We start from the raw sequence: 23,768 nt of genomic DNA, 5'->3' as shown, positions 1-23,768 counted from the left end.
TTGGCGAAGGCTCTGATTTCAAAAATTAAAGTTTATGGAAAACGATACAGTTAGGTCTTGATACAGGAAGCTCAGGTCCGTTCATGACCATCGTTCCCTTGTCCATATCAACTGTGAAGAATGTAAGTGTATCTGACTCGTGGTTAAGAGATACAAGGTGCTTGTTGTCAGGGAAAAGAGCTGCATCCTTAGGATACTCACCTGCTACAGGAAGCTGGATCTTATTAGTGATAAGACCTGTTTCTTTATCTACCTTGAATACGAGTGCGTTATTTTCACCTGCAGTAGAACTTACAAGATAATTGTAGTCCTCTGAGAAAGTAAGTGCGCTGCTTGCTACACCGATTGAATCAGCCTCTTCAGAAGTTGATACTGACTGGATCCTTTCGAACTCAGGATCACCGTTCTTATCTTCATAAGAATAAACCTCGATGGAACACTTCTGCTCAAGACATACATAAAGGAATTTGCCTTCCTTTGAGAACTGCATATGTCTTGGAGATGATTCCTGATCGCAATGGATAACATCTACTTCTTTTATCTTACCTGTTTCCATATCAAGAGAATAAACATTTATTCTGTCCATTCCAAGATCTGCTGCAAGAAGATACTTGTTGTCTTTTGTAACCTTAATGCACTGAACATGAGGAACATGATTACGTCCTGCTGCAGTACCAAGGCCCTTGTGATATTTCTCATCAGTGATCTCACCGATGCTGCCATCCTCATTAAGTCTCAATATTGTAACCTTACCATCATGATAGCCTGCTGTAATAAGGAACTTATCACTCTGATCCATATTGAGGTAGCAACCACGCATACCATTGATAGAAGCCTCATTCAAAAATTCAAGACTTCCGTCAGGAAGAATGTGATAAGACTCTACTCCTGCATCAGTTATGGAATATAGAGTTTTATTATCATGTGAAATTCCAATATAGGAAGAATTGGTTATTTCAACCTTCTGCTTTTCATAAAGCCTTCCATTCTCAAGATCTACATCATAAATTCTGATTCCATACTTTGTGCCCAGTCCGGATGTATAACTTGACACATAAGCTACGTATTTATCTTTACCAGCCATTACTAGTTTGCCTCCTAGAATTACGTATTTTCTACATTCTATCACAAGAAATCAAAACTTTAAACGTCTTTTGCTTTATACTCTGCAATAACTTCCTTAATTCTATCCTGTGGTCTTACAAGTTTATACATGGATTTTCCTCTGTTTAAGGTGTCAATTGCAGATGCTATATACCTGTTCATGTTTACGCTGTAATAATATTCTTTACTAAGCAGTTCTTCTTTCTGATAAATAAGATTAGTTGTAAATATCCTTTCAAAAAAGCCTTTTTCATATGCTTCATCAAACTCTTTAAAGCCATAAGAAAACAGACCAAAGGTCGCAAAAATGAATACTCTTTTCGCTCCTCTTTCCTTGAGCTGTCTGCAAACATCAAGCATACTCTTACCGGAAACTATCATATCATCAATTACAATAGCATCCATCCCATTTATGTCGCCGCCGCAAAAATCATGCGCAATTATCGGATTCATTCCATCAACAACACGACTGTAATCTCTCCTTTTATAAAACATACCGAGATTAACGCCATAAACAGAAGAAAGAAATACCGCTCTTTCTGTTGCTCCCTCATCAGGTGCTATGATAAGGAGGTTATCTGAATCAATTTCAATGTCATCATACTCAGTCAAAAGAGCCTGTGTAAATTGTAAAGTGGGAGAAACATTCTCAAAACCATTCAGAGGAAGAACATTTTGCATTCTTGGATCGTGGGCATCAAAAGTGATCAGATTATCAACCCCAAGAAGTTCAAGTTCTCTTAACATAAGAGCACAGTCAAGTGATTCTCTCAAAACCTTTCTGTGCTGCCTGCTTTCATATAAAAAAGGCATTACCACAGTAATAGATTTTGCTTTTCCATTGCATGCGCCAATAACTCTCTTAAGATCAGCATAATGATCATCCGGAGACATTCTGTTATACTCTCCGTCAAATTTATACTTTATAGAATTGTTGCATACATCCACCAGAATAAAAATATCCTTTTCCCTGACAGACTCTTTTAACACAGCTTTGCCTTCGCCGCTTGAAAATCTCGGGCATATACATTCAATAAGAAAGCTGTCTGCGCCGCGCCACTCGCAAAGGATCTTATCGATTCTTTTTGCTGATTCTGCAAATGATTCAAGAGCTATGATCCCTAATCCACCACTCATGAGAACACCTCACACAATTGTCTATATAGCGTTTCTATTTTGATTATATATCATGTGTACATGAAGGTAATCAATATTTAAGCTTTTTTATTATTTTTTTACACTACCGACACAAAATAATGCCATAATAAAACTAATATATAAAAATTTAAAAAGGGATATCTAATGAAAAAAAACAAATCAAAGTCAGGTCTTTTACTTATCCTTATCATATGTCTTTTGATCTTATTGATAGGTCTTACTCAGTTTATAGCACATGGCAATTCCAGCACCTCTGATATACCATCAGAAATCGCTGGAGGTAGTCTTACCATAACCAATTTAAACGTAGGAAAAGCTGATTGCGCTGTGCTGCAAGCAGATGACATTGTCGGAATGATCGATACAGGAACCTATGATGCCTATACTACTATCGATAATTTTCTAAAAGACAATTCAATTACAGAAATAGACTTCCTGATCCTCACACACTATGACCAGGATCATATAGGAAGTGCTGAAAAAATACTATCATCAGTAGATGTAAAGAACATTTATCTTGCCGACTATGTGAGCCAGAAGGAATATTATGCAGGTCTGATGGACAGCATAAAAACAAGGGAAAATGTTTATTTTGTTAATGAAAATATCTCTTTTAACTATAACGACCTTATTATCGATATTTACCCTGCATCCTCGCCGGAAGTTTTACTTTCAGACAGCAAAAATATGGACAACAATATGTCACTTGTTTCAATGATAACCTTTGGGACAAAGAAATTTCTTTTTACTGGAGACATTGAAAAAGACAGGATCGAACAGGTAATAAATGACGATTACTCTTTGACCGCAGATTGGATCAAGATGCCCCACCATGGAGGCTATACCAAAAACACAAGTGACCTGCTTTCTCTTGTGGATCCTTCTTTTGCAATCATAAGTACTTCAAACGAAAGACCTGCTGATGATAAGCTTATGGATCTGTTGTCATCACTTGGCATAGAAACTTACGATACCACCTACGGAACAATCGTCACTTACTGTGATAAAAACAGCATAAAAATCACGCAAAAAAGTAATTGACACTTACTACAACTTTATTAAAATAAAGTAAGTCAGTTTTTATACTTTTTTAATAATCAGGAGCAGGAAATGGGTAAAGACTTAATTACACTTGAACATATCAGTAAGTCATATGATGGTCAGCTTATATTGGACGACCTTAATCTTTCTATATATGAAAATTCTTTTGTTACACTCCTTGGACCAAGCGGATGTGGCAAGACTACAACCTTGCGAATAATAGGTGGTTTTGAAACGCCTGATAAGGGACGTGTTATATTTGACGGAAAAGACATCACGAATCTTTCCCCCAACAAAAGACAGCTTAATACTGTCTTTCAGAAGTATGCTCTTTTTACACATATGACAGTAGCAGAAAATATCGCTTTTGGTCTTAAGATAAAGAACAAATCTGACAGTTATATAAAAGACAAGATCAAATATGCACTCAAACTTGTTAATCTTGAAGGCTACGAAAACAGAAGCCCTGAATCTTTATCAGGTGGTCAGCAGCAGAGAATCGCCATAGCCAGAGCTATAGTAAATGAGCCAAAAGTTCTTTTGCTTGATGAGCCTTTGGGAGCACTTGACCTCAAAATGCGTCAGGACATGCAGTATGAGCTTAAAAGACTAAAAGAAGAACTGGGAATTACCTTTATTTATGTAACACACGATCAGGAAGAAGCCCTCACAATGTCTGATCACATCGTTGTAATGAATCAGGGATATATCCAGCAGGAAGGTTCACCTGAAAAAATATATAATGAGCCTGAAAACGCCTTTGTTGCAGACTTTATCGGCGACAGCAATATTATCAGATCAACAATGATTCGCGATGAACTTGTAGAGATTCTCGGAGCCAAATTTGCATGCGTAGACAAGGGTTTTGGCGAGAATAAACCTGTAGACGTTGTTATAAGACCTGAGGATATTGAACTGGTTTCTCCCGAAAATGGCACTTTAAAGGGCGTCGTTACTGACCTTACCTTCAAGGGTGTCCATTATGAAATGGATGTTGAGGTCGGCGGACGAGAGCTTTTAGTACACTCAACAAAGCTTTCACCTGTAGGTACTCATGTTGGAATAAATGTTGATCCATACAATATTCAGATAATGAACGTTCCTGAGTCAGAGGATGAGGAGGCAATAAGTGAAACTATTTAAAAACAAAAATACCGCCCCTCTTCTATCATCACCCTACATGGCCTGGGCTCTTATCTTTATACTTGTTCCTCTTGGAATGGTCATCTATTACGGTTTCACTACTGAAGATGGCTTTTTTACCTTTGAAAATATAGCAACTATTGCAAAACCTGGTTACATGAAGGCTCTGATAAGGTCTATAAGACTTGCCCTTATCAGCACTTTGGTGTGCCTTCTTTTGGCATATCCTCTTGGAATGATCCTCTCATCCATGAAGCTTACAAGAAACACATATATAGTTACTCTTTTCATTCTTCCTATGTGGATGAACTTTCTTTTAAGAACTCTGACATGGATGACATTGCTTGAAGGAAAAGGTGTTATCAATACTGTTTTGGAATCACTTCACCTTCCTACCATAAATATAATAAATACGCCTGCAGCCATAGTCCTTGGCATGGTTTACAACTTTTTGCCCTTTATGATACTTCCAATCTACAATTCTCTTAGCAAAATAGATGAAAATGTCATAAATGCTGCAAGAGACCTGGGAGCTGATTCTCTTCAGACTTTCCTTAAGATAACATTCCCATTGTCACTTCCTGGCGTTTTAAGCGGAATAACAATGGTATTTATTCCTGCCCTCACAACTTTTGCTATTTCCTCTATGCTTGGAGGTTCCAAGATCCTTCTTATCGGAAATATCATTGAGCAGGAATTTACACAGCTGTATGATTGGCACCTTGGAAGTGGTCTTTCTATCGTGCTTATGATCTTTATCTTCATAAACATGATCATCGAAGCTCTTTCAGGCAATCAGGGAGGTAAGTAAAAATGAGAAAAGTTCTTGAAAGATTATATCTGGGGCTTTTACTTATCTTTATGTATGCCCCCATTATCACACTAATTGTTTTATCTTTTAACTCAAGTAAATCCAGAGCAAAATGGGGAGGATTCACTCTCGAATGGTATGTTAATCTACTTTCTGATGAAGCCGTTGCCAGCGCTCTTATAAACACTTTGTCAATTGCAGTACTTGCCACTATCATCTCAACCATCATCGGCACGGTTTCCTGCATTGCAATGATAGGCCTTAACAAAAAGCTTCGTTCATTTATAATGAGCATCACAAATATACCAATGATCAACGCTGATATTGTAACAGGTATATCACTTATGCTGCTCTTTAGGTTTTTACATATAAGCTCCGGCTTTACTACTATTCTTTTGGCACATATTACATTCAATATTCCATTTGTTATGCTAAGTGTAATGCCCAGAATAAAGAACATGAATGTCTATGTATATGAGGCAGCCCTTGACCTTGGTGCAGCACCTTTGTATGCCTTTTACAAGACTGTTCTCCCTGATCTATGGCCTGGAATCGTATCAGGAGCACTTATGGCTTTCACAATGTCTCTTGATGACTTTATAATCACCTACTTTACAAAAGGCTCTGGTTTTGAAACACTTTCAACTCTTATTTATAACGAGGTAAAAAGAGGTATTCAGCCTGAAATCTATGCTTTGTCTGCAATTATATTTGTAGTAGTTTTGACTCTGCTCATGCTTGTCTACAGAGTCCCTGCAAAGAAGAATAAAGACTAACTTTGGAGTTACATATGAAAAAGAAATTCTTAAGTATATTTCTATCTCTCACTACATTAAGTACACTGATATCCGGATGCGGAGTAAAAAACAGCGCTTCATACCCAAACGGTAAATTGTATGTATACAACTGGGGTGAATATATAGATGAAGATGTCATAAAAGAGTTTGAAGACGAAACCGGAATTGATGTTATATATGATATGTTTGAAACTAACGAAATAATGTTTGCCAAACTCGCTCAGGACACCTCCGCTTATGATGTTATATGCCCGTCAGATTATATGATTCAAAAGCTTATTGAAAATGACATGATACAGGAGCTTAACTTTGACAATATTCCAAATATTGTAAACATTGGTGACCAGTACTTTGAATCATCCAAAGATTTTGATCCCGAAAACAAGTATTCAGTGCCCTACTGCTGGGGAACAGTCGGAATCCTGTATAACAAGACTATGGTTGACGAAACTGTAGACAGTTGGGATATTCTATGGGACAGCAAATATTCAGGACAGATTCTCATGCAGGACTCTGTCAGAGATGCATTCATGGTGGCACTTCTCAAAAACGGTTTTTCAATGAATACAAAAGATGCTTCAGAAATTGATATTGCAACAGATGATCTTATAGCTCAAAAGCCTCTTGTACAGGCCTACGTTGTTGACCAGGTAAGGGATAAGATGATCGGTGGCGAGGCAGCTCTTGGTGTGATCTATTCAGGAGAAGCAATCTATACAGCCCGCGAGAATCCTGACCTTGAATATGTAGTACCAAAGGAAGGCACAAACGTATGGATTGATTCCTGGGTAATAACCAAAGGTTCCAAAAATGTTGAAAATGCTGAAAAGTGGATAGACTTTATGTGCCGCGGAGACATCGCTCTTAGGAACTTTGAGTACATTACCTACTCCACTCCTAACACAGTAGCTCAGGAAAACATTGAAGATGACGCGATCCGCAACTCCAAGGTTGCCTTTCCTGATCTAAATGAAATAAACACAGAGTCGTATCAGTATCTTGGAACAGAAACAGACAGACTATACAATGATGCCTGGATGGAAGTAAAATCTGCTGATTACTAAAGAATAGAAAAAGCATGTTGCTTAAATTACAAAGCAACATGCTTTTTATTATCTTTTTTGTTTATGGCCAGTTTTTATAATTGCCATTTACGCAAACACCTGCAAAACCATTAGCAATAAAGACGCCCTTATCTGACTCAGAAACAACCGGTGTTGCATTTGGATTGCCGGATACTACATCAAAATACTTGGCTCCATTTTCAACAACTCCTTTTAAGCCATTGGTAGCATTATGTCCATTGTTATTGGAAAGAGCAAAAGAAGCCATTGCAACGTTATCCTGATTATACATAATAGCTGTGTTACCATTTTTAGATACAGTACCCGTTTTTCCATCGCAAAGCGTTACAGAGATGCTTTCATAAGTAGTCTGTATATTCTGTACGTATACCTCTACATTATCCTCTATATCTTTATTCTGCACCCTGTCATCATCAACATAGAAATAGAAAAATACATTCTTTACAGTCTCATCTGCTCCAATATGAAATGTAACATTCTGAGTTCCACTTGCATATGAGCACTCCAGATATGTAGCTGCACTTGTATGTGGTCCCAGGTAATAGGTGTAATTGTAATTGGCCCTCATACTCATGGTCTTGGTCTCGCCAGCATTTATCGAAAGTACAGTATCCTGAAAATCAAAGTAATCCGGAACATCACTCATGGCAAATACATTGAGATTCATAGTGAAAATAGTAATTGCGGCAGTTAATACAAATAATACTAAACCTTTAAATATTTTTCTCATTTTGCACCTCTCTACAATACAAAAAATTGTTTATTTCCACATATTATACATGTTCTCAGGTACTTATATTATAGTGTTTGTTTACTTTATTGCGTATAAAGATTTCCTAAACAGAATTAATTTTCTATATACTTGATTCTTAAGTCATTTCCCTTTGCGGACACAATTGCTTCTGCCCCCATAATTACAGGAAGCATGGGAGAAATATGTCCAATATCAGCGTCCATTATGATAGGAACACCAAAGCCTTCCAAAATATCTGTTACAGCATTGTATTCATCAACTCCTGTAAACTCTTCTCCTCTTGCAGCTCTTGCTCTTCCGATGATAAAGCCCTTTGCATCATCAAACCATCCAGCTTCTCTGAGGTTCCAAAGCGCTCTTCTGTATGACATAACATTAAGATCGCATTCTTCCAAAACCCAGATTATATCCTTGTGCTCTCTTTTAAACTCCTTCATATTGTCAAACCTTGTACCAACAATATCAAAGAGAACATCAAGGCAGCCTCCAAGGAGCATCCCTTCACACTTAAGTTCTTTTGTCTCATCCACCTTAACAGCCTTCTTACTACTGCAGTCAAAAGAACTTAATATCTTTTTCTGGTTAAGATCATAGGTCATGAGTTTATCGTAATCTATAGGAGCATCAGGATCAGATGGCTCATCACTGTATGAATACATATCATAGCCTTTAAAATCGGTCTTTGTCCCTTCTAAAAGCGCAAAAGCGTCATTTTCTGTATTCTCCCAGGTTTTACCATATCCGTTTATGCAAGGGCCATAGATTCCCATTGTTCCGGATATAGTTACAAGAGGAAAAATAAAATGAGTATTATCTGAATAGCCTATATACCACTTGGGTTTACAATTCTTAAGCTCTTCAAAGTCAACGTAAGTGATGGTTTCATTCATAAGCTCACCACCACCGGCAGATATAATGGCATCTATGGCGTCTGATTTATAAAACTCCATAAGTTCAGCACTTGTAACTTTTGGGTCTGTACTTATTCCCTTACCATCACCCATTCGTGCTGTCTTGCCTTCTATGATGTTATAGCCTCTCTCTTTTAGATTCTTTATAGCTATATCAATAAGAACACTATAGGGTTCTGTTGCTGCTCCAAAAGAAGGTGCTGTTATTCCTATCGTATTTCCTTTTTTGATGCTTTCCGGCCTTCTGATCATTTTATGCGCTGCCTTTCAATTTATTTTTTTACAATTTCTGATCTCTTTGAGTATGATTTTCTATAAAATCTGTTCATCTTTATGCATTCTAAAAGTGACAAAAAGTGCCCTTCGCCATGCCTCATTACAGCGACATGAGCAATGCAGCCCTTATCAAGAACATCTGCCACATCCATGGCATCGTCATAAGAAGCGCCAAGGCAGTATGCTCCATCATATAGTGAAAAGACAACATTGACGTTCTTTTTAATATTGTGATAGCTCATACCGTCTTTGCCATGTTCATTGCTTGGGACCTTTACGCTTACGCCAATAAGCTGTGCAAAATCATATAAAAGCGGGCGCATATGATTAGCTCGTCTTGATACTGTCATTACAGCTTCTGATTTATTATGAATGATGTATTTTACATCCTTTCTCTTGGCATAAATAAGCTCATGAATGTGTTTGACACGCTTAGGAGTATCGGGAATTTCATAAACTATCTCTCCATTTTCAAGATGCGAATTAAAGCCAAACTCAACGCCGTGTTTAATATCTGTCTTGCAGACATCAATAAGGAAATTGTTGCAGGCTACTTCCATTTTTTCTGCTTCATAAATAGCCTCTTTTGAGTTCTTGCCAAAGCATAATGTTCCATGGTTAGCCATAATAAAGCCATTGCAATCAGGAAATTTATTAATGGCTTTAACAGTATTTTCAACAAGCTTTTCGCTCCCCGGAAGGGCAAATGCTGCGACAGGAATCTCAATATCCTCATCATCAAGATATGAAAATACTTTTTTAATTCCCAGTGTTCCAACGCAGGAGGCATAAACCTGGTGCGTATGAATAATAAAGTCTATATCTTTTCTTTCTTTGTAACAGGCGGCATGGACACACTTTTCTGTAGAAGGCAAAACATCTCCCTCGTAAGAAAGATCATCAATATTTACCTTCACGATCATGTCGACAGTAAGATCTTCATATTTAATGCCGCTTGGTGTGATCAAAAAGCTATTTTCGTCAATCCTCTGACTTACATTCCCCCAAGTTCTGACAAGAAGCCCTATTTCATGAAGTTCTCTTGCAACTTCAATTATGTGTTTTTTGGCTTCTAGTATTTCCTCATTACCCTGTAACATAAAAACCCACTCCTTCTTATGCCTTATTTTCTAGTCTGACCATTTCCGCAGATTTGGTACTTATAGGAAGTAAGCTCTTTTAACCCCATTGGTCCCCTTGCATGGAGTTTCTGTGTACTAATTCCTATTTCAGCTCCAAAGCCAAATTCAAAGCCATCTGTAAATCTTGTGGATGCATTGGCATAAACACATGCTGCATCAACAAGCGCCAAAAACTTATCTGCTGTTTCCTTGTTTTCAGTGATGATCGACTCTGAATGACCGGTGCCATATTTATTTATATGATCAATAGCCTCGTCAACACTCTTTACAGACTTAACAGAAATAATGTAATCAAGATACTCTTTTCCGAAGTCCTCTTCTGTTGCATCAATGGCAAAAGACATATATGCCTTACTTGGCTTATCTGCTCTGACTTCAACAGAGTGTTCTTTCATGGCATTTTCAAATTCAGGAAGGAACTTCTCCATAATATCTTCATGAACGATAAGTGATTCTGCCGCATTGCACACACCAATTCTCTGTGTCTTAGCATTGATTATGATTGGAATTGCCTTCTGGATATCAGCATCCTTGTCAACATATATATGACAGTTACCTGTTCCTGTCTCAATAACAGGAATATTAGAGTTTTCTACAACCGCTCTTATAAGTCCTGCGCTTCCTCTTGGGATCAGAACATCAACGTATTCTTTCATCTTCATGAAATCAGTTGTAACCTGTCTGTCCGTAGCTTCTATGAGCTGAATGGCATCTGCTGTAATACCAAGGCTTTGAAGTGTGTTTCTGATAGAATTTGTAATTGCAATATTGCTGTTTATAGCATCACTTCCACCCTTAAGAATAGTCACGTTACCTGACTTAAAAGTAAGAGCAAATGCATCAGCTGTAACATTTGGACGTGATTCATAAATTATTCCAACAACTCCAAGCGGAACTCTTATCTTTTTTATCTTAAGGCCATTTGGTCTCTCAAAATGCTCAATTTCCTGCCCTATAGGGTCTTCAAGTGCGGATACTTCTCTGATGCCTTCAGCCATAGCCTCTACTCTTTTTTCATCGAGTTTTAGCCTGTCTAAAAGCCCTTGATTCATGCCATTTTTAACACCATTTTCATAATCGATGCGGTTTGCTTCAAGGATCTTGCCACAATCTTTAATAAGACCCTCTGCAACTGCCAAAAGAGCCCCATTTTTTTCTTTTGTTGAAAGTTTTATCATTGCTGGCTTTGCAGCCTTCGCATTTTTACAAATATCAAGTAATACCATAGCTCCTCCACTTCTAAGATCAAGTCACCAGAAAATTTCGTTATTTAAAATAATACCACAAATGGCTTAAAATACACTACTCTTTGCTCATACTACGTGGAGAATTTCCATAATATTTTTTGAACACATTTGAAAAATAACTCACATCGCTATAGCCAACTTTTTCTGCAATCAATGATAATTTTTCATCTGTTGCAGTGATAAGTCTTTTTGCCTCCTGCATACGCACCTGTGTTATATATTCAGAGAGAGTCATATTCATTTCACTTTTGAACATCTTTCTGAGATAAGTCTGGTTAACGCAAAGCACTTCCGATATGTCAGCAACTGATAGTTCACTGTTAATATAGTTTTGTTCTATATATTCCTTGGCAGAAAGCGCAACATCTCTTGACTTGGACTTTTTCTTATCCTTTTCAAATTCAATCCTCTTTTTAAAAAGATATATCACTTTATCCTTCATTTCATCAGAACCTATCGATCCTGAAAAAAAGTGTTCCGGCGAAAAACCATCGCCATAAATTTTCTCTATTGAAAATCCCGAATTGATAATGTTAGTCATAAGTACGCTGAGAGCACTGCTTATAATATTCATATCAGTGATAGTGTGCCCATCTTCCTTAGGATGCGCTTCTCTAATATGCTGCCACATCGTATTGATAACATTTTCAACGTCATCTGATAAGAGATTTTCAATATCCTTATTGAGCCTGAAGATTGCGTCAAGTGAAGTAAAAACAGGTGGCTCTGACTCTTCTCTAAGGTCTATAAGTTTTCCATGTCCCTTGACCATCACTGTTCCAAGCGCTCTTTCATAGGCCTTTTTTACACCTTTTAGCTCATCAGCCCTTGAAAGAACTATTGTAATATCAAAGCCAAGCTGGTTCTTTACTACATCGATAATATCTGTAAACTCATATCCCTTGAAATTGCTTATATCAGAAGCTCTATTGAAGCGCATGAGAATGATGATGTTATTTTCAAAATCATTAAAAATCTTTACTTCACCATCTATATCAAGTTTATCCTCAAGCATTTTTGCAATGAGGCGCTCCCAGTTCATTAGTTCTTCCCTTGAACTGTTATTATTTATATCCCCGTCAAATTTAACCAGCCCCAGCAAATATCCTGCCCCGGAGCCCCATCCAAATATCTTCTCTTCAATCTCGTTTGAATGCTCAGAATCTGATATCCCGGCATATATAAGAGCTTTGAGCTCATCTGTCAAAACGTAATCATCTCTAAGAGAGTTCTCTACAGCTTTTCCAATATTATCCTGTAGCTTTAAAAGACTAAGGATCAGTTCTTCTTTTTCAAAAGGCTTTACTATATAATCGCAAACACCGATCTTTACGGCTTTTCTTGCATATTCAAATTCATTATTTCCTGTTATCAGAACAACTGCAGTATCAGGATAATCTTTAATGATCTTTTCAGAAAGCTCAAGACCGTTTAGGTATGGCATAGTTATATCTGTCAGAACTACATCAGGAAGATATTCCTCCATCTTTTGCAGCGCTTCTCTGCCATCATGGGCTTCGCAGCAGATTTCAAAACCATATGCATTCCAATCAATGCAACCTCTTAAATACTCCAAAAAAATAGGCATATCATCGACAATCATAATCTTATTCAAAACAATTTACCTCTTTTCGCTTACGTCAGGTATCCTGATCGTAAAAGTCGTCCCCTGATCTTTTTGGCTGTCAACGCTAAGGCCATACTCATCACCAAAGTATAATCTGAGCCTGTGATCAACACTATATACGCCAAAATGCTTTCTGTCCGCATCTTCAGGAATCTCATTTCTCTTTAGATTTTCCTGCATGGACGCAAGTTTCTCTTCATCAATACCAATTCCATCATCTGTTACATACAGTTTTATAGTGTCTTTGTTTTTATGTCCTGTTATAGTGATCTTGCCCCAGTCTTCCTTGTACTTAAGTCCGTGGTAAATTGCATTTTCTACCAGAGGCTGAAGAGTCATCTTAGGAATATTAATCCCAAATAGCTCTTTAGGAATATCAAAATCGTACTTAAACTTATCTCCATATCGCATGGTCTGAAGATCAAGATAATCCCTTGTTATCTGAATTTCCCGTTCAATACTGACAATCTCTTCACTGCCGGATAAAGAATTCTTGTAGTAGTTAGCAAGCTTTTGAGTGACTCTCGCAGCCTCTTTTGACCTGTTCATCTCAATGAGCATTATGATAATATCCAGAGTATTATATAAAAAATGCGGCTTTACCTGCTCCTGGATCAAGGCAAGCTCGTATTCTCTTTTCTTTTTGGCCTCTTCATCTACCTGATTTAGGAGTTCTAAGTTCCTCTGAGTCATATAGTTAAAGATTCTTCCAAGTCTTCCTATTTCATCCTTTGTCTTGAATCTGAACCTGTAGCTCATATCACCCTCGGCAATCTGCTGGGCACCGTCATGCAATATCTTAAGAGGCCTTGTTATTATATTGGTTGAGAAAACAACTGATAAAAGAAGCAGGACTGCAGAAATAGAGCCTGTAGTAAGCAAAATAAACCAAAGGTCCTTACCTGTCACATTAAACTTGTTTAAATTTGTGATCCCGACAACCGTCCACTTGAATTCATCAAGTGTGTCCTTTGCCATAAGATAGGTCTCACCGCCATACTTTAAGCGTTCTTTAGGACTTTTGATCAGGCCACTTAAAAAATCTGTATCAGAATAGAACTGCTCTTTGCTGTCACTTTCAGAAATACAGTTTCCCAATGTATCGTAAAGGAAATAATAGCTTATCTCACTTTGCGAAGATTCAATAAGATAATCCTTGTCCATATTCACAAAAAGATATCCAATAGGGCTTCCGGTCACAATATTTATGACATGTTTTCCCATGGTTACTATCTCTTTGTCATCCCTGTTCATGATGTTTTCAGCCTGATCCATCATTACAGTTTTACCGCCCATATCCTTTAAATATGATATGTACTCCGAAGCCATTATCTTATCCTTGATATCTTCAAGCTTGGGATCACTTGAGTAAAATCGCCCTTCAGAGTCAATAAAAACAATAGATGATATTCCATTATAAATAAGCAGTGATTGGGAAAGCTGCGATGTTATCCTCGCATCCCTTGTTACCTGCTTCATGATCCTTTCGTTATAGAAATTACTAAACTCGATCGTAAGATTATTTGAGCAAAGCTCGCCATTTTTCAAAACAGATGTGATCCTGTCCGACATGATCCTGATATTTTCTTCAATCTGTTTTTCTGCTCTTTGCATAATTGCTCTGTTATAAAAAATAAGCATCAAAACAGTAAGTAGCACTATTGGTATTAGTGCTACTACAACTGTCATTGATGCTATTTTATACTTTATTGACATGTTGCGGGCTTTATCCTTACCGGAAAGCTTCCTGTCAGAATGCTGCCTCTCCATGTCCTTTAATGTCATATTCAAGATTAACCCTTTACTGCTCCTCCGATAGTCATGGCACTTTCCACCTGCTCAGAGAAGATAGAATAAACTATAATTGCAGGGAATGATGCAATAACCATTGTAGCACCCATTCCGCCCCAGTCTGTCGTAAACTCGCCCTGGAAGAACAACACTCCAAGAGGAAGTGTCTTAAGCTGAGGAATGCTTCCAACTACAACATTGGCAAGAATGAATTCATTCCATGCATTTAGGAAAATATATATTACAAGCGTAACTGTAGCCGGCCTTACAAGTGGCTCTATGATCCTGAAAAATGTCTGATAGATATTGGCTCCATCCATACATGCAGCCTCTTCAAGCTCCATAGGTATCCCTTTAAAGAAGCCATAGTATACCATGCAGGCAAATGCAAGGTTTATAGCTATATAAGGGAAAATTAAGGACCATCTTGTTCCCATAAGATTGAATCTCTGGACAACCTTGACTACAGGAATCATGATCGCCTGTACAGGGATAAACATTCCAAGCCCCAAAAACAACCTTGTAAATGTTCTTCCCTTCCAAATCATTCTACTTGTTGCATAGGAAAATAGCAATGCACAAAAGATTGTAATAACTACTGTTCCTACAGATACAAGAAGTGAATTTAAAAAGTATAATGGCACATCATATTTAGTCCATGCAGTTATGTAATTTTCGTAATGTAATGGCCATGGAAATCCAAATGGATTTGTGACAAATATTTCCTGATTGGTCTTAAATGAATAAAAAAGCATCCATATAAGCGGATATAGTGAAAAAGCTGCATATATCCAACAGAACACTACAAAAACTTTATGTAAAACACTTCTTTTAGTTTCCATATGACAGCCTCCTCTTCTTAGATTTTTCTTCCTCTTTTAGCTGATTCTTTTCTCTGAAAATAAAGTTGATGAGCAGCATTACAAGCATACACTCGATAACCATGATCGATGCAGATGCAAGACCATATCCGTAGTCAGACTTCTTAAATGCTGCATTATACATCATGTAGGTAAGCGTGAACGTTGATTTATTCGGGCCACCGCCTGTCAAAATATTCATTTCAGTAAATGCCTTTATACCACCTGTTAAGGATATGATCAGGCAAAACTTATATGTTTCCGCAAGAAGAGGTATCGTGATCTTCATATGTGCTTTTACATTTGAGCATCCGTCAATTTTAGCCGCTTCATAATAATCTGCAGGTATTGATTTGATTCCTGCAACTATAAGTGCAAACTGATAGCCCATCCACTGCCATGCATTTACAAAAGCAATAACATAGATTGCCTTATATCTGTCACCCAGCCAGTTCTGAGTATAATCAGAACCAAATGTCTCAAACAGTTTATTCAAAAGTCCCTGGCCACTTAAAATCGCGCTCCACAACTGACAAACAACGGTTACTGACAGGATTACAGGGATGAAATAAGCAACTCTCAAAAACTTTCTGCCCTTCATCTTTTTGTCAGAGATTGTTATGGCAAATACTGTTGCAAAAAACATCTGATATACAGTTATAATAACTGCAAAAATAAGCTGATTTCTATTGGATGTATAAAAAACTCTATCATTAAAAAGGTCTATGTAATTCTTTAAACCCAGAAAAGTCGGTGTTGTAAGACCATTCCAGTCAGTAAAACTGTATGCAAAAACCTGGATGATCGGAAAAAAATCAAAGATTATAAAAATTGCAAGTGCAGGTAAAACAAATAGAAATATTGCAAGCTTGTTGCCCATGTATTTTTTCATGGTGGTTCTCCCTTATCATAAAATCAGGCGGCCGTTGCAAGCCGCCTGGTTTATCAAGTTTTGATAATAATTATTCCATCACGTCTTTCATATCTGCAATGAACTCATCTGCTGTAAACTGACCTGAAACAAGTCCCTGTGACTCAGACTGTATACCATCGTTAAATGTTGAATTTGTAAGTCCCCATGTGAACTTTGTTGTTGCTGTGATTGAAGGAAGTGTATCTGAAAGCTTCTTCATCATTGCAGGATACTCAGAATCTGGTTCTTTGCCTGTATCAAGAGCAACAAGTGGATTATGTCTGTACATAACCTTTGCTTCGCAGTACTTCTCTGTGATAAACTCTGCTACTTCTGCTGCGAGCTCAGCATTCTCTGAATCAGGGTTAACTGCAAATCCAGATGCACTTCCACCGCCTGAGAATACGCTCTTACCAGCTTCATAAGAAGCTTCATCTGCTGCAGGATAGAACATCCAGTCAACATTCTCACCAAGAGCTGCTGTTGCATCCTCAATATACCACTGTCCATTTATGAACATTGCAGCATTTCCTGAAAGGAACATCTCAGATGCCTGATCATAATTTGTTGTTGTTGCTGAATCCTGGAAAAGACCTGCTGCAACAAGCTCTTCCAATGTCTTTGCTGCTGTAAGGTAAGCTTCATCAGTGATGCTTGCTGTTCCCTCATCAAGTGCCTTAATACCGCCCTCTGTGTATCTTGTAGCTACAACGTCATAGGCAGCTGCTGTATTCCAGCCTTCCTGTCCAAAAAGTGCAAGAGGAGTAATTCCCTTTGACTTAAATACTTCAATACAATTCTTTAATTCATCATATGTCTTTGGAACTTCAAGGCCATTTTCTTCAAAGAGAGCCTTGTTGTAATACCAGAGCACATATTCCTGTCCAGAAAATGGGAATGCGTAGATATTTCCATCTTCTGCATATGCAAGATCCTTATTGGCTTCATAAAGCTTATCAAGGAAGCCTGTTGACTTTGCAACATCATTTAGTACCATGATCTGATTTGACTCGCGGAAAGTATTGATAATATCAGTACTTGCCTGGTAGATATCAGGTAACTGTCCTGTAGCTGCAAGAGTTTTAAGTGTCTGTCCATCATCCTGAGCCTGAACAATAAGATTAAGCTCAACATTAGGATAAGCTTCTTTAAGCTGCTCTACTGCATAATCATATGGAACTTTTGTATCGTCATCTGCATACTGTGTGTAAATTGAAAGTGTAACCTTCTCCCCTGGCTCCTTAGCCTGAGTATTTTCTGCCTCAGCAGTAGCTTCAGCTGTAGCAGCCTCACTTGGTGCTTCGCTCTGAGTCTCTGTAGTTGTTTGTGCGCTCTGCCCACAGCCAATAATTGTTGTAGCCGCAACTGTAGCGCAAAGCAGAGAACTTAAAATCTTCTTTTTCATAATAATTCCCTTCCCTTCTCTAAATGGCTTCCCTTGGGGAAACTCATATATTGATTACAGTATTCAGTATAAGAAAAAATAATCTCTAAAAAAATGAAATATTCAAAATTCTTTTTGTAAAAATCGAAATACCCAAAAGCTATTTTTTTATTATTTTTTACAAACTGTTTATACTCGTAATAATGGCAAGATGTTATCATTAAAAAGAAGGCGTGGCAAATGCATTTATCAGGGAGCATACGATGGCTTACAAGATTGTTGTTGTGGATGACGATCCGGCAATTATAGCCGCAATACGTAATATTTTAATAAGCGCTGATATGAAAGCAATCCCTATGACATCCGGAAGGGTTCTTCTGGATTTTATTGAGGCGCAAACAGCAGACCTTATCCTTCTTGATGTTATCATGCCTGAAATGGATGGTCTTGAGACCCTCTCTGCTCTTCGCCAAAAGGAAAAAGAACTTGGAAAAAGAGAGATCCCTGTTATCTTTTTAACTGCCGAAGACAACAGATACATAGAGACAAAAGCTCTTGAGCTTGGTGCAATGGACTTTATAAAAAAGCCATTTGTCCCTGAGATCCTTACCCTTCGCGTAAGTCATTGTATTGAACTTATAAGACTTCAAAATGAACTGACAAAAGAAGTAAAAAAGAAAACAAGAGAAAATGAACAGCTCTTTTTGGGAATCGTTGAAAGTCTTGCCGCAGCTATTGATGCAAAAGACACCTATACAAACGGCCATTCTGTAAGAGTTGCAGAATATTCAAAAGAAATCGCCAAAAGAGCCGGTTACGACGAAGACATGCAGCAAAGGATATATATCACAGGTCTTTTGCATGATGTTGGAAAGATTGGCGTACCGGATGCAATCATCAACAAAGAAGGTAAACTTGATGATATCGAATACTCTATTATCAAATCTCATCCGGAAAAAGGCTCAACTATTTTAAGAAACATAAAGGAAATGCCTGAGCTTACGATTGGCGCAAGATGGCATCATGAGAGATATGATGGAAAAGGTTATCCTGAGGGCCTTGCCGGTGATAAAATACCGGAAGAAGCCAGGATCATCGCTGTGGCAGACTCCTACGACGCCATGTCGAGTAACAGAAGCTACAGACGTGGAATGCCCCAGGAAAAAGTTCGTGCTGAAATAGAAAAAGGAAAAGGAACCCAGTTTGATCCATATTTTGCAGACATTATGCTTCAGATGATCGATGAAGATAAAAATTATGAAATGCGTGAAAAAGGCGATGAAGATACCTGATCTTCAATCGCCTTTTTAGTTTTCAAACTAGTTTCTTGCAGCTTTTGATTTCATTTTGTCTTCATACATAAGCTTATCAGCTCTTTTAAATACATCGTTCATAGAAGAATCCTTATCCTTGTCAAATACAGCCATTCCAATTGCTGCCGAATATTTTTCCCAAGGCTCCCTGCTATCGTCTTCCATAAACAATTTGAAAGCATTCTTTAGCTCTTGTAATAGAGTTTCTCTGTTCTCAAAATCCCTGTTTTCCAAAAGAACTACAAATTCATCTCCGCCAATTCTAAATACCGGAGAATGATCGTAAATTACGCATACCTCATGACAGGCTCCGAAAATATAGTCATTACCATGCTCATGGCCATAATTGTCATTGATCTTTTTCAGATTGTTGAGGTCTATCATAATAATTCCAAATCTGGCTGCCCCCTTTGAAATATCATCATTTACACGAATCTCTGTTTTGTCATACCATGCCTTATTTTTTACGTGTGTAAGAGCATCCTGATAAGCCAGAATATCCATATGGCTCACCTGATTTTTCATGTCCTGAACTTTACCTTCTGCATCGATGATGTTTTTCACATACACCTGCATATCCTGAGACATTTGATTTACAGCATTAGAAAGAGATTCAACTTCATTCTTTGTGTGAATCCCGGGATCTTCATAATGAAGGAGCGAAGGATCATGCTGATAGTGACTTCTCTGAGCAAAAGAAACAACACTTCTTTCAAGTTTTCTTATTGGTTCTGTAATATTGCGATTCATCCATAAAAGAAACAGAATAAAGAACATTGCTCCCAAAAAGGCAATAAGAATAACATTGGCTACTGTGTAAGTCTGAATTGCACGCTCTACATCGTCGACCTCAATATCTACGCAAAGAGCTGCAAAATGTTCGCCTTTACTATTTATAAGAGGCATCATAGCAGTGTAGTCATAGCCCCAAGTGCTAAAATTTTTAAAGTAGGAAATGTTATCTTTATCCAGATACATTTGATAACGCACAAGTTCCTCGCGTTCATAGACATCTTCAAGTATATATCCAAGATAATATCCATCAGGATCTGTTTCTCTTCCCTCCGCTGTATCAGCAGATATAACATTCATCATCACATAATCATCACCATTAATATATGGCTTTATTATATAAAGGTAATGAATATCAAAATCCTCCATAATTGAATCCATAAAAGAAACAAGTTCAGTATATTTTTCAGATTCAATTCCTGTTTCCACGCACTCTGAGAGATCTTCAATATCTATATGGCTGTAGACATACTCTAAGACATCAATCATTCGCTTATTGTAAGATTGATACAGCGAATAATTGAACGACCTGTAAGTAAGTATACTCAGTACAAGGCAAAGCAATGTTATAAAAGAAAGAACAAACAAAAAAATGCTGCGCTTTAAAGGTCTCTTACTTTTACCTAAATCCTGATCATCTTTTCGTATATCCATATAAATTCTCCATGATAAACCATATTATATGAATTATTATATCAATATTACGATATATTGTGCTTGTTTTATAAATTTTTAGCAAATTTTTCATACCAGCACAATAAAAATGCACAATAAATTGACACTAATTAAGTATTACATTAGACTAAATATATAAATTCATTAAATCTTTATAAAGGTAGGGGAACTTAGTGAAAGACTTAAAAAATCTAATATTCTTTGAGAACCTGCTCCTTGAGGCAAACAATGAGCTGGTTCAAAAAGCGCAGGCTGGGGGAAAGGTATACGTTGCGTACACCTGCGAAAACACTCCTGAACCGCTCCTTAATCTGCCCGGATGCTTTTCTGCAAGACTCCGTGCACCAAGGACAGGTTCTCTTGATATTTCCACTTATTACATGACAAGCTTTTTATGTGAATACTCTCGTGCTCTTTTAGAAAGAGCTATCGAAGGCGGTTTTAACTTTGCAGACTGTATCATCACGCCTGATGGCTGCTCTATGATAAACAGATGCATAGAGAACATGGAAGTCCTTAAGGCTCTTGGCAAAGATAAAAAGAACTTCTTTTTTGAGTACATGGAAGTACCCATGAAAGCCGATGACAATGGCCTGAATCTATATGTATTGCAGTGTAAAAATCATATACTAAAGCCGCTGTCAGAACGCTATGGAATCGACGTAAGCGATGCAGCTATAAGAAAAGCAGTAGCTGAGCACAATCGTGTTTGCGAACTTATACGTGCTATAGGGGAATTCCGAAAAGAAGATAACCCAAGGATCACAGGCTATGAATTTAGCGTTATTACTCTTGCAACTTATGTAGCTCCAAAATATCTTTTGATAGAAAAATTAGAAGAGACCCTTAAAGATCTGCAAACACGTGAACCTGATGAAAAGAAAAATTATAGAGCCAGAGTTCTCGTGGTAGGTTCAGAAATGGATGACACAGATTTTATAAAACTCATAGAAAACTCAGGTGCCTATGTCTGCGCTGACCGCTACTGCTACGGCTCTCTTCCAGGAAGAAATCCTATTATCCTGAATGATGAGGAAGATGCTCTTACTCAGATCTGCCGCGCATATATGAACAGAGGCGAATGCCCTCGCTTCATGAACACACAGAAAATGGACCATAGACGCGAATACGTAGATCAACTTGCAAAAGACTACAAAGCTGACGGAATCATTTATGAGCAGATGAAATTCTGTGATCCATGGGCTTACGAAAAAATGATGGGCTCTACAATCCTTCGAAACAAATATGGATATCCGGTACTTGCTGTAGACAGACCTTATTCTATCGGAATCTCCGGTCAGATGCAGACCAGAGTCCAGGCTTTTGTTGAAAGCATAGAGATCAAAAAAATACAGCGAGGTAACGAAAATGGCTAAAGAAATTGGTGCCGACAGACTCGGCGATTTTTATAAAGAAGGCTCTCTTGTCAGAAAAAGACGTGAATGGCGCGGCCTGGTTGATACAATGTATGACTATTCCAAATGGCTTGGTATCATGTTGACTCTCGGTAAGTTCGTTGCAAAACCAAGAAATGTAAAAGCAATGTTCCGCTACAGGTGGATGTCAAACTATCTGGCTGTTCCAATGATGGTTGACAGGCATACTCAAGGACTTCGTGGAGAATACCTGAGAATCTGTCATACAGAGCAGGACCTTGTAATAAAAGACGTAGCTAATCTTTTGGACTCACTTTTTAGAGGTGACAGAAGAATTGGCAACGACAAGAAATTTTCAGACAAAGTTGTTCTGGTTGACGAAAATGAAATGACCGCCGTAATGATGGGTTTTCCCGATCTTAAGGTATTAAGCAGAGAAACACCTTCTACCTATGTTTCAGTTCTTCTGAATCAGTATGCGGCTTGCCACTACATTGACGTAGCCCAGGAATATGGTCTTGCAGGCGATGTATGCCCTATGCCTGAAGCCGAGGCCGGCGTTTCAATAGATGATGACGCTCCTATTCTTGGTGCCTGTGCAATTCAATGTAACACTACATGTGATGGTTCACTTTTAGGAAATGGTGTCATTTCCCAGAGGCTTGAGCACGAAGACAACATTCCTGTATTCCAGCTTGCTGCTCCACTTCGTCACAGAGAGGATGATGTACAGGAATATGCCGCTCAGGAAATCCGTAACGCAATAGCATTCGTAGAAAAGCACACCGGTCACAAGTGGAACTGGGAAGCATATTTTGAATGTGCAAAAAGAGTCAACTATGCCACAAAGTGCAGACAGGAATGGCTTGAAATGAACAGAACGCCATATCCTCAGGTATTTGGATCAAACCTTGCACTCTACACTGAAACCAACTACATGGCTATCTGCGGCAGAGTTCCCGCTTTTGAAAAAGCTGATAAGACAATAACAAAGCTTGCAAGAGCCGCATATGCCAAAAAGAAGATGGCTGCAAAAGAATATCGTCACCGCGCCATTGTATGGGGTGTTCAGTCTCATTATTACATGGACTTTCTTGTATGGCTTTTAAACTGCTGGGGAATTGTTCCTCTCACAGATATGCTTTCTATGGTTTCTACAAAAGAAATTGCTGAGGTAGATACTCCGGAAAACAGAGAACAGGCCTATTATGATATGGCCTGGCTTACAGAGAACATGATAATGCGAAACAGAACTCATGGCGGATATAAGGTTCTTTTAGATGAGCTTTGGGAATTTGTTGAAATGTTCAATGCAGATATGGTAATACTCTGGGAGCACATGAGTTGTAAAGCCCTTGATGGAATGCACGGTCTATTTGAAGAAAAAGCCAGAGAAAAAGGCATTCCTCTTGTATGGGTATCCCATGATCTTTTTGATCCAAGGATTATATCCCGCCAGGGTGTCAGAGATCAGATCAACTCATTTATGAGAACTGTTATGCAGGAAGAGCCTATTGATCCATCACTTGAAGTCCTTCCTGATGAAAAGAGCTGGTAAAAGGAGAAAC

General features: G+C 38.0%; 20 protein-coding genes. 8 read left to right on the top strand and 12 right to left on the bottom strand.

Going from position 1 to position 23,768, the window contains the following annotated elements:
* Positions 1-25: 25 nt before the first annotated feature.
* Entirely contained in the window at positions 26-1,084 is a 1,059-nt protein-coding gene (locus C4S54_RS00805) for a lactonase family protein (protein ID WP_103867844.1), read from the bottom strand.
* A 59-nt stretch (positions 1,085-1,143) separates the two neighbouring features.
* On the bottom strand, positions 1,144-2,241 hold the full coding sequence (locus C4S54_RS00800; protein ID WP_103867843.1) for a ribose-phosphate pyrophosphokinase: 1,098 nt from the start codon (positions 2,239-2,241) through the stop codon (positions 1,144-1,146).
* Between the two features lie 165 nt (positions 2,242-2,406).
* Between C4S54_RS00800 and C4S54_RS00795 the strand changes: the two genes are divergently transcribed.
* The 5 genes from C4S54_RS00795 (at position 2,407) to C4S54_RS00775 (ending at position 7,118) form a co-directional block, all read left to right on the top strand.
* Positions 2,407-3,303, top strand: coding sequence for a ComEC/Rec2 family competence protein (locus C4S54_RS00795; protein ID WP_103867842.1), 897 nt, complete (start codon positions 2,407-2,409; stop codon positions 3,301-3,303).
* A gap of 69 nt (positions 3,304-3,372) precedes the next feature.
* Positions 3,373-4,446 (top strand): ABC transporter ATP-binding protein, encoded by a 1,074-nt coding sequence (locus C4S54_RS00790; RefSeq protein ID WP_103867841.1) that lies wholly within the window; start codon positions 3,373-3,375, stop codon positions 4,444-4,446.
* A gap of 37 nt (positions 4,447-4,483) precedes the next feature.
* Positions 4,484-5,257 carry an ABC transporter permease gene (locus tag C4S54_RS00785; protein WP_103868092.1) on the top strand — a complete coding sequence of 258 codons (774 nt, stop codon included), beginning with the start codon at positions 4,484-4,486 and terminating at the stop codon, positions 5,255-5,257.
* Between the two features lie 2 nt (positions 5,258-5,259).
* The gene (locus tag C4S54_RS00780) at positions 5,260-6,033 is read left to right on the top strand and encodes an ABC transporter permease (RefSeq protein WP_103867840.1); all 774 of its coding nucleotides are present in this window, start codon (positions 5,260-5,262) and stop codon (positions 6,031-6,033) included.
* A gap of 14 nt (positions 6,034-6,047) precedes the next feature.
* Entirely contained in the window at positions 6,048-7,118 is a 1,071-nt protein-coding gene (locus tag C4S54_RS00775; protein ID WP_103867839.1) for an ABC transporter substrate-binding protein, read from the top strand.
* A 61-nt stretch (positions 7,119-7,179) separates the two neighbouring features.
* Here the strand turns inward: C4S54_RS00775 and C4S54_RS00770 are convergent, their stop codons facing one another.
* The 9 genes from C4S54_RS00770 to C4S54_RS00730 form a co-directional block, all read right to left on the bottom strand.
* Positions 7,180-7,869 (bottom strand): hypothetical protein, encoded by a 690-nt coding sequence (locus tag C4S54_RS00770; protein WP_103867838.1) that lies wholly within the window; start codon positions 7,867-7,869, stop codon positions 7,180-7,182.
* Between the two features lie 116 nt (positions 7,870-7,985).
* Complete coding sequence (locus C4S54_RS00765) at positions 7,986-9,056, bottom strand: S66 family peptidase (RefSeq protein WP_103867837.1); 1,071 nt, start codon at positions 9,054-9,056, stop codon at positions 7,986-7,988.
* A gap of 20 nt (positions 9,057-9,076) precedes the next feature.
* A complete protein-coding gene (locus tag C4S54_RS00760) occupies positions 9,077-10,180 on the bottom strand; it encodes a class II aldolase/adducin family protein (protein WP_103867836.1) in 1,104 nt (367 codons plus the stop codon).
* A 23-nt stretch (positions 10,181-10,203) separates the two neighbouring features.
* Positions 10,204-11,448 (bottom strand): glutamate-5-semialdehyde dehydrogenase, encoded by a 1,245-nt coding sequence (locus C4S54_RS00755; RefSeq protein WP_103867835.1) that lies wholly within the window; start codon positions 11,446-11,448, stop codon positions 10,204-10,206.
* A 76-nt stretch (positions 11,449-11,524) separates the two neighbouring features.
* Positions 11,525-13,084 (bottom strand): response regulator transcription factor, encoded by a 1,560-nt coding sequence (locus C4S54_RS00750; protein WP_103867834.1) that lies wholly within the window; start codon positions 13,082-13,084, stop codon positions 11,525-11,527.
* A 6-nt stretch (positions 13,085-13,090) separates the two neighbouring features.
* The gene (locus C4S54_RS00745) at positions 13,091-14,881 is read right to left on the bottom strand and encodes a sensor histidine kinase (protein ID WP_103867833.1); all 1,791 of its coding nucleotides are present in this window, start codon (positions 14,879-14,881) and stop codon (positions 13,091-13,093) included.
* 8 nt (positions 14,882-14,889) lie between these two features.
* Complete coding sequence (locus C4S54_RS00740; protein ID WP_103867832.1) at positions 14,890-15,729, bottom strand: carbohydrate ABC transporter permease; 840 nt, start codon at positions 15,727-15,729, stop codon at positions 14,890-14,892.
* Complete coding sequence (locus C4S54_RS00735; protein ID WP_103867831.1) at positions 15,719-16,639, bottom strand: carbohydrate ABC transporter permease; 921 nt, start codon at positions 16,637-16,639, stop codon at positions 15,719-15,721. Before C4S54_RS00735 ends, C4S54_RS00740 begins: the two co-directional genes overlap by 11 nt.
* Before the next feature lie 70 nt (positions 16,640-16,709).
* Positions 16,710-18,065 carry an ABC transporter substrate-binding protein gene (locus C4S54_RS00730; protein ID WP_022773159.1) on the bottom strand — a complete coding sequence of 452 codons (1,356 nt, stop codon included), beginning with the start codon at positions 18,063-18,065 and terminating at the stop codon, positions 16,710-16,712.
* Between the two features lie 242 nt (positions 18,066-18,307).
* On the opposite strand from C4S54_RS00730, the gene C4S54_RS00725 reads away from it, so the two are divergent.
* A complete protein-coding gene (locus tag C4S54_RS00725; protein ID WP_103867830.1) occupies positions 18,308-19,336 on the top strand; it encodes an HD domain-containing phosphohydrolase in 1,029 nt (342 codons plus the stop codon).
* A 27-nt stretch (positions 19,337-19,363) separates the two neighbouring features.
* Here the strand turns inward: C4S54_RS00725 and C4S54_RS00720 are convergent, their stop codons facing one another.
* Positions 19,364-20,803, bottom strand: coding sequence for a GGDEF domain-containing protein (locus C4S54_RS00720; RefSeq protein ID WP_103867829.1), 1,440 nt, complete (start codon positions 20,801-20,803; stop codon positions 19,364-19,366).
* A 194-nt stretch (positions 20,804-20,997) separates the two neighbouring features.
* Here C4S54_RS00720 and C4S54_RS00715 point away from each other — a divergent pair, with 194 nt between their 5' ends.
* Both C4S54_RS00715 and C4S54_RS00710 read left to right on the top strand, forming a co-directional pair.
* Positions 20,998-22,200 carry a 2-hydroxyacyl-CoA dehydratase family protein gene (locus tag C4S54_RS00715; protein WP_103867828.1) on the top strand — a complete coding sequence of 401 codons (1,203 nt, stop codon included), beginning with the start codon at positions 20,998-21,000 and terminating at the stop codon, positions 22,198-22,200.
* Positions 22,193-23,758: a 2-hydroxyacyl-CoA dehydratase family protein gene (locus C4S54_RS00710; protein WP_103867827.1), complete on the top strand. Its 1,566-nt coding sequence runs from the start codon at positions 22,193-22,195 to the stop codon at positions 23,756-23,758. Before C4S54_RS00715 ends, C4S54_RS00710 begins: the two co-directional genes overlap by 8 nt.
* The last annotated feature ends 10 nt before the right edge of the window (positions 23,759-23,768 follow it).

Source organism: Butyrivibrio sp. Su6 (assembly GCF_900108105.1).
Classification (GTDB): Bacteria; Bacillota; Clostridia; order Lachnospirales; family Lachnospiraceae; genus Butyrivibrio.
The sequence above is the reverse complement of the archived record's forward strand: the minus strand, read 5'-3'. Positions and strand labels throughout refer to the sequence as shown.

Bases quoted from the DNA above. Each gene is read 5' to 3' on its own strand.
- C4S54_RS00805 (WP_103867844.1), bottom strand. From the start codon at position 1,084: ATGGCTGGTAAAGATAAATACGTAGCTTATGTGTCAAGTTATACATCC.
- C4S54_RS00800 (WP_103867843.1), bottom strand. From the start codon at position 2,241: ATGAGTGGTGGATTAGGGATCATAGCTCTTGAATCATTTGCAGAATCA.
- C4S54_RS00795 (WP_103867842.1), top strand. From the start codon at position 2,407: ATGAAAAAAAACAAATCAAAGTCAGGTCTTTTACTTATCCTTATCATA.
- C4S54_RS00790 (WP_103867841.1), top strand. From the start codon at position 3,373: ATGGGTAAAGACTTAATTACACTTGAACATATCAGTAAGTCATATGAT.
- C4S54_RS00785 (WP_103868092.1), top strand. From the start codon at position 4,484: ATGGCCTGGGCTCTTATCTTTATACTTGTTCCTCTTGGAATGGTCATC.
- C4S54_RS00780 (WP_103867840.1), top strand. From the start codon at position 5,260: ATGAGAAAAGTTCTTGAAAGATTATATCTGGGGCTTTTACTTATCTTT.
- C4S54_RS00775 (WP_103867839.1), top strand. From the start codon at position 6,048: ATGAAAAAGAAATTCTTAAGTATATTTCTATCTCTCACTACATTAAGT.
- C4S54_RS00770 (WP_103867838.1), bottom strand. From the start codon at position 7,869: ATGAGAAAAATATTTAAAGGTTTAGTATTATTTGTATTAACTGCCGCA.
- C4S54_RS00765 (WP_103867837.1), bottom strand. From the start codon at position 9,056: ATGATCAGAAGGCCGGAAAGCATCAAAAAAGGAAATACGATAGGAATA.
- C4S54_RS00760 (WP_103867836.1), bottom strand. From the start codon at position 10,180: ATGTTACAGGGTAATGAGGAAATACTAGAAGCCAAAAAACACATAATT.
- C4S54_RS00755 (WP_103867835.1), bottom strand. From the start codon at position 11,448: ATGGTATTACTTGATATTTGTAAAAATGCGAAGGCTGCAAAGCCAGCA.
- C4S54_RS00745 (WP_103867833.1), bottom strand. From the start codon at position 14,881: ATGACATTAAAGGACATGGAGAGGCAGCATTCTGACAGGAAGCTTTCC.
- C4S54_RS00740 (WP_103867832.1), bottom strand. From the start codon at position 15,729: ATGGAAACTAAAAGAAGTGTTTTACATAAAGTTTTTGTAGTGTTCTGT.
- C4S54_RS00735 (WP_103867831.1), bottom strand. From the start codon at position 16,639: ATGAAAAAATACATGGGCAACAAGCTTGCAATATTTCTATTTGTTTTA.
- C4S54_RS00730 (WP_022773159.1), bottom strand. From the start codon at position 18,065: ATGAAAAAGAAGATTTTAAGTTCTCTGCTTTGCGCTACAGTTGCGGCT.
- C4S54_RS00725 (WP_103867830.1), top strand. From the start codon at position 18,308: ATGGCTTACAAGATTGTTGTTGTGGATGACGATCCGGCAATTATAGCC.
- C4S54_RS00720 (WP_103867829.1), bottom strand. From the start codon at position 20,803: ATGGATATACGAAAAGATGATCAGGATTTAGGTAAAAGTAAGAGACCT.
- C4S54_RS00710 (WP_103867827.1), top strand. From the start codon at position 22,193: ATGGCTAAAGAAATTGGTGCCGACAGACTCGGCGATTTTTATAAAGAA.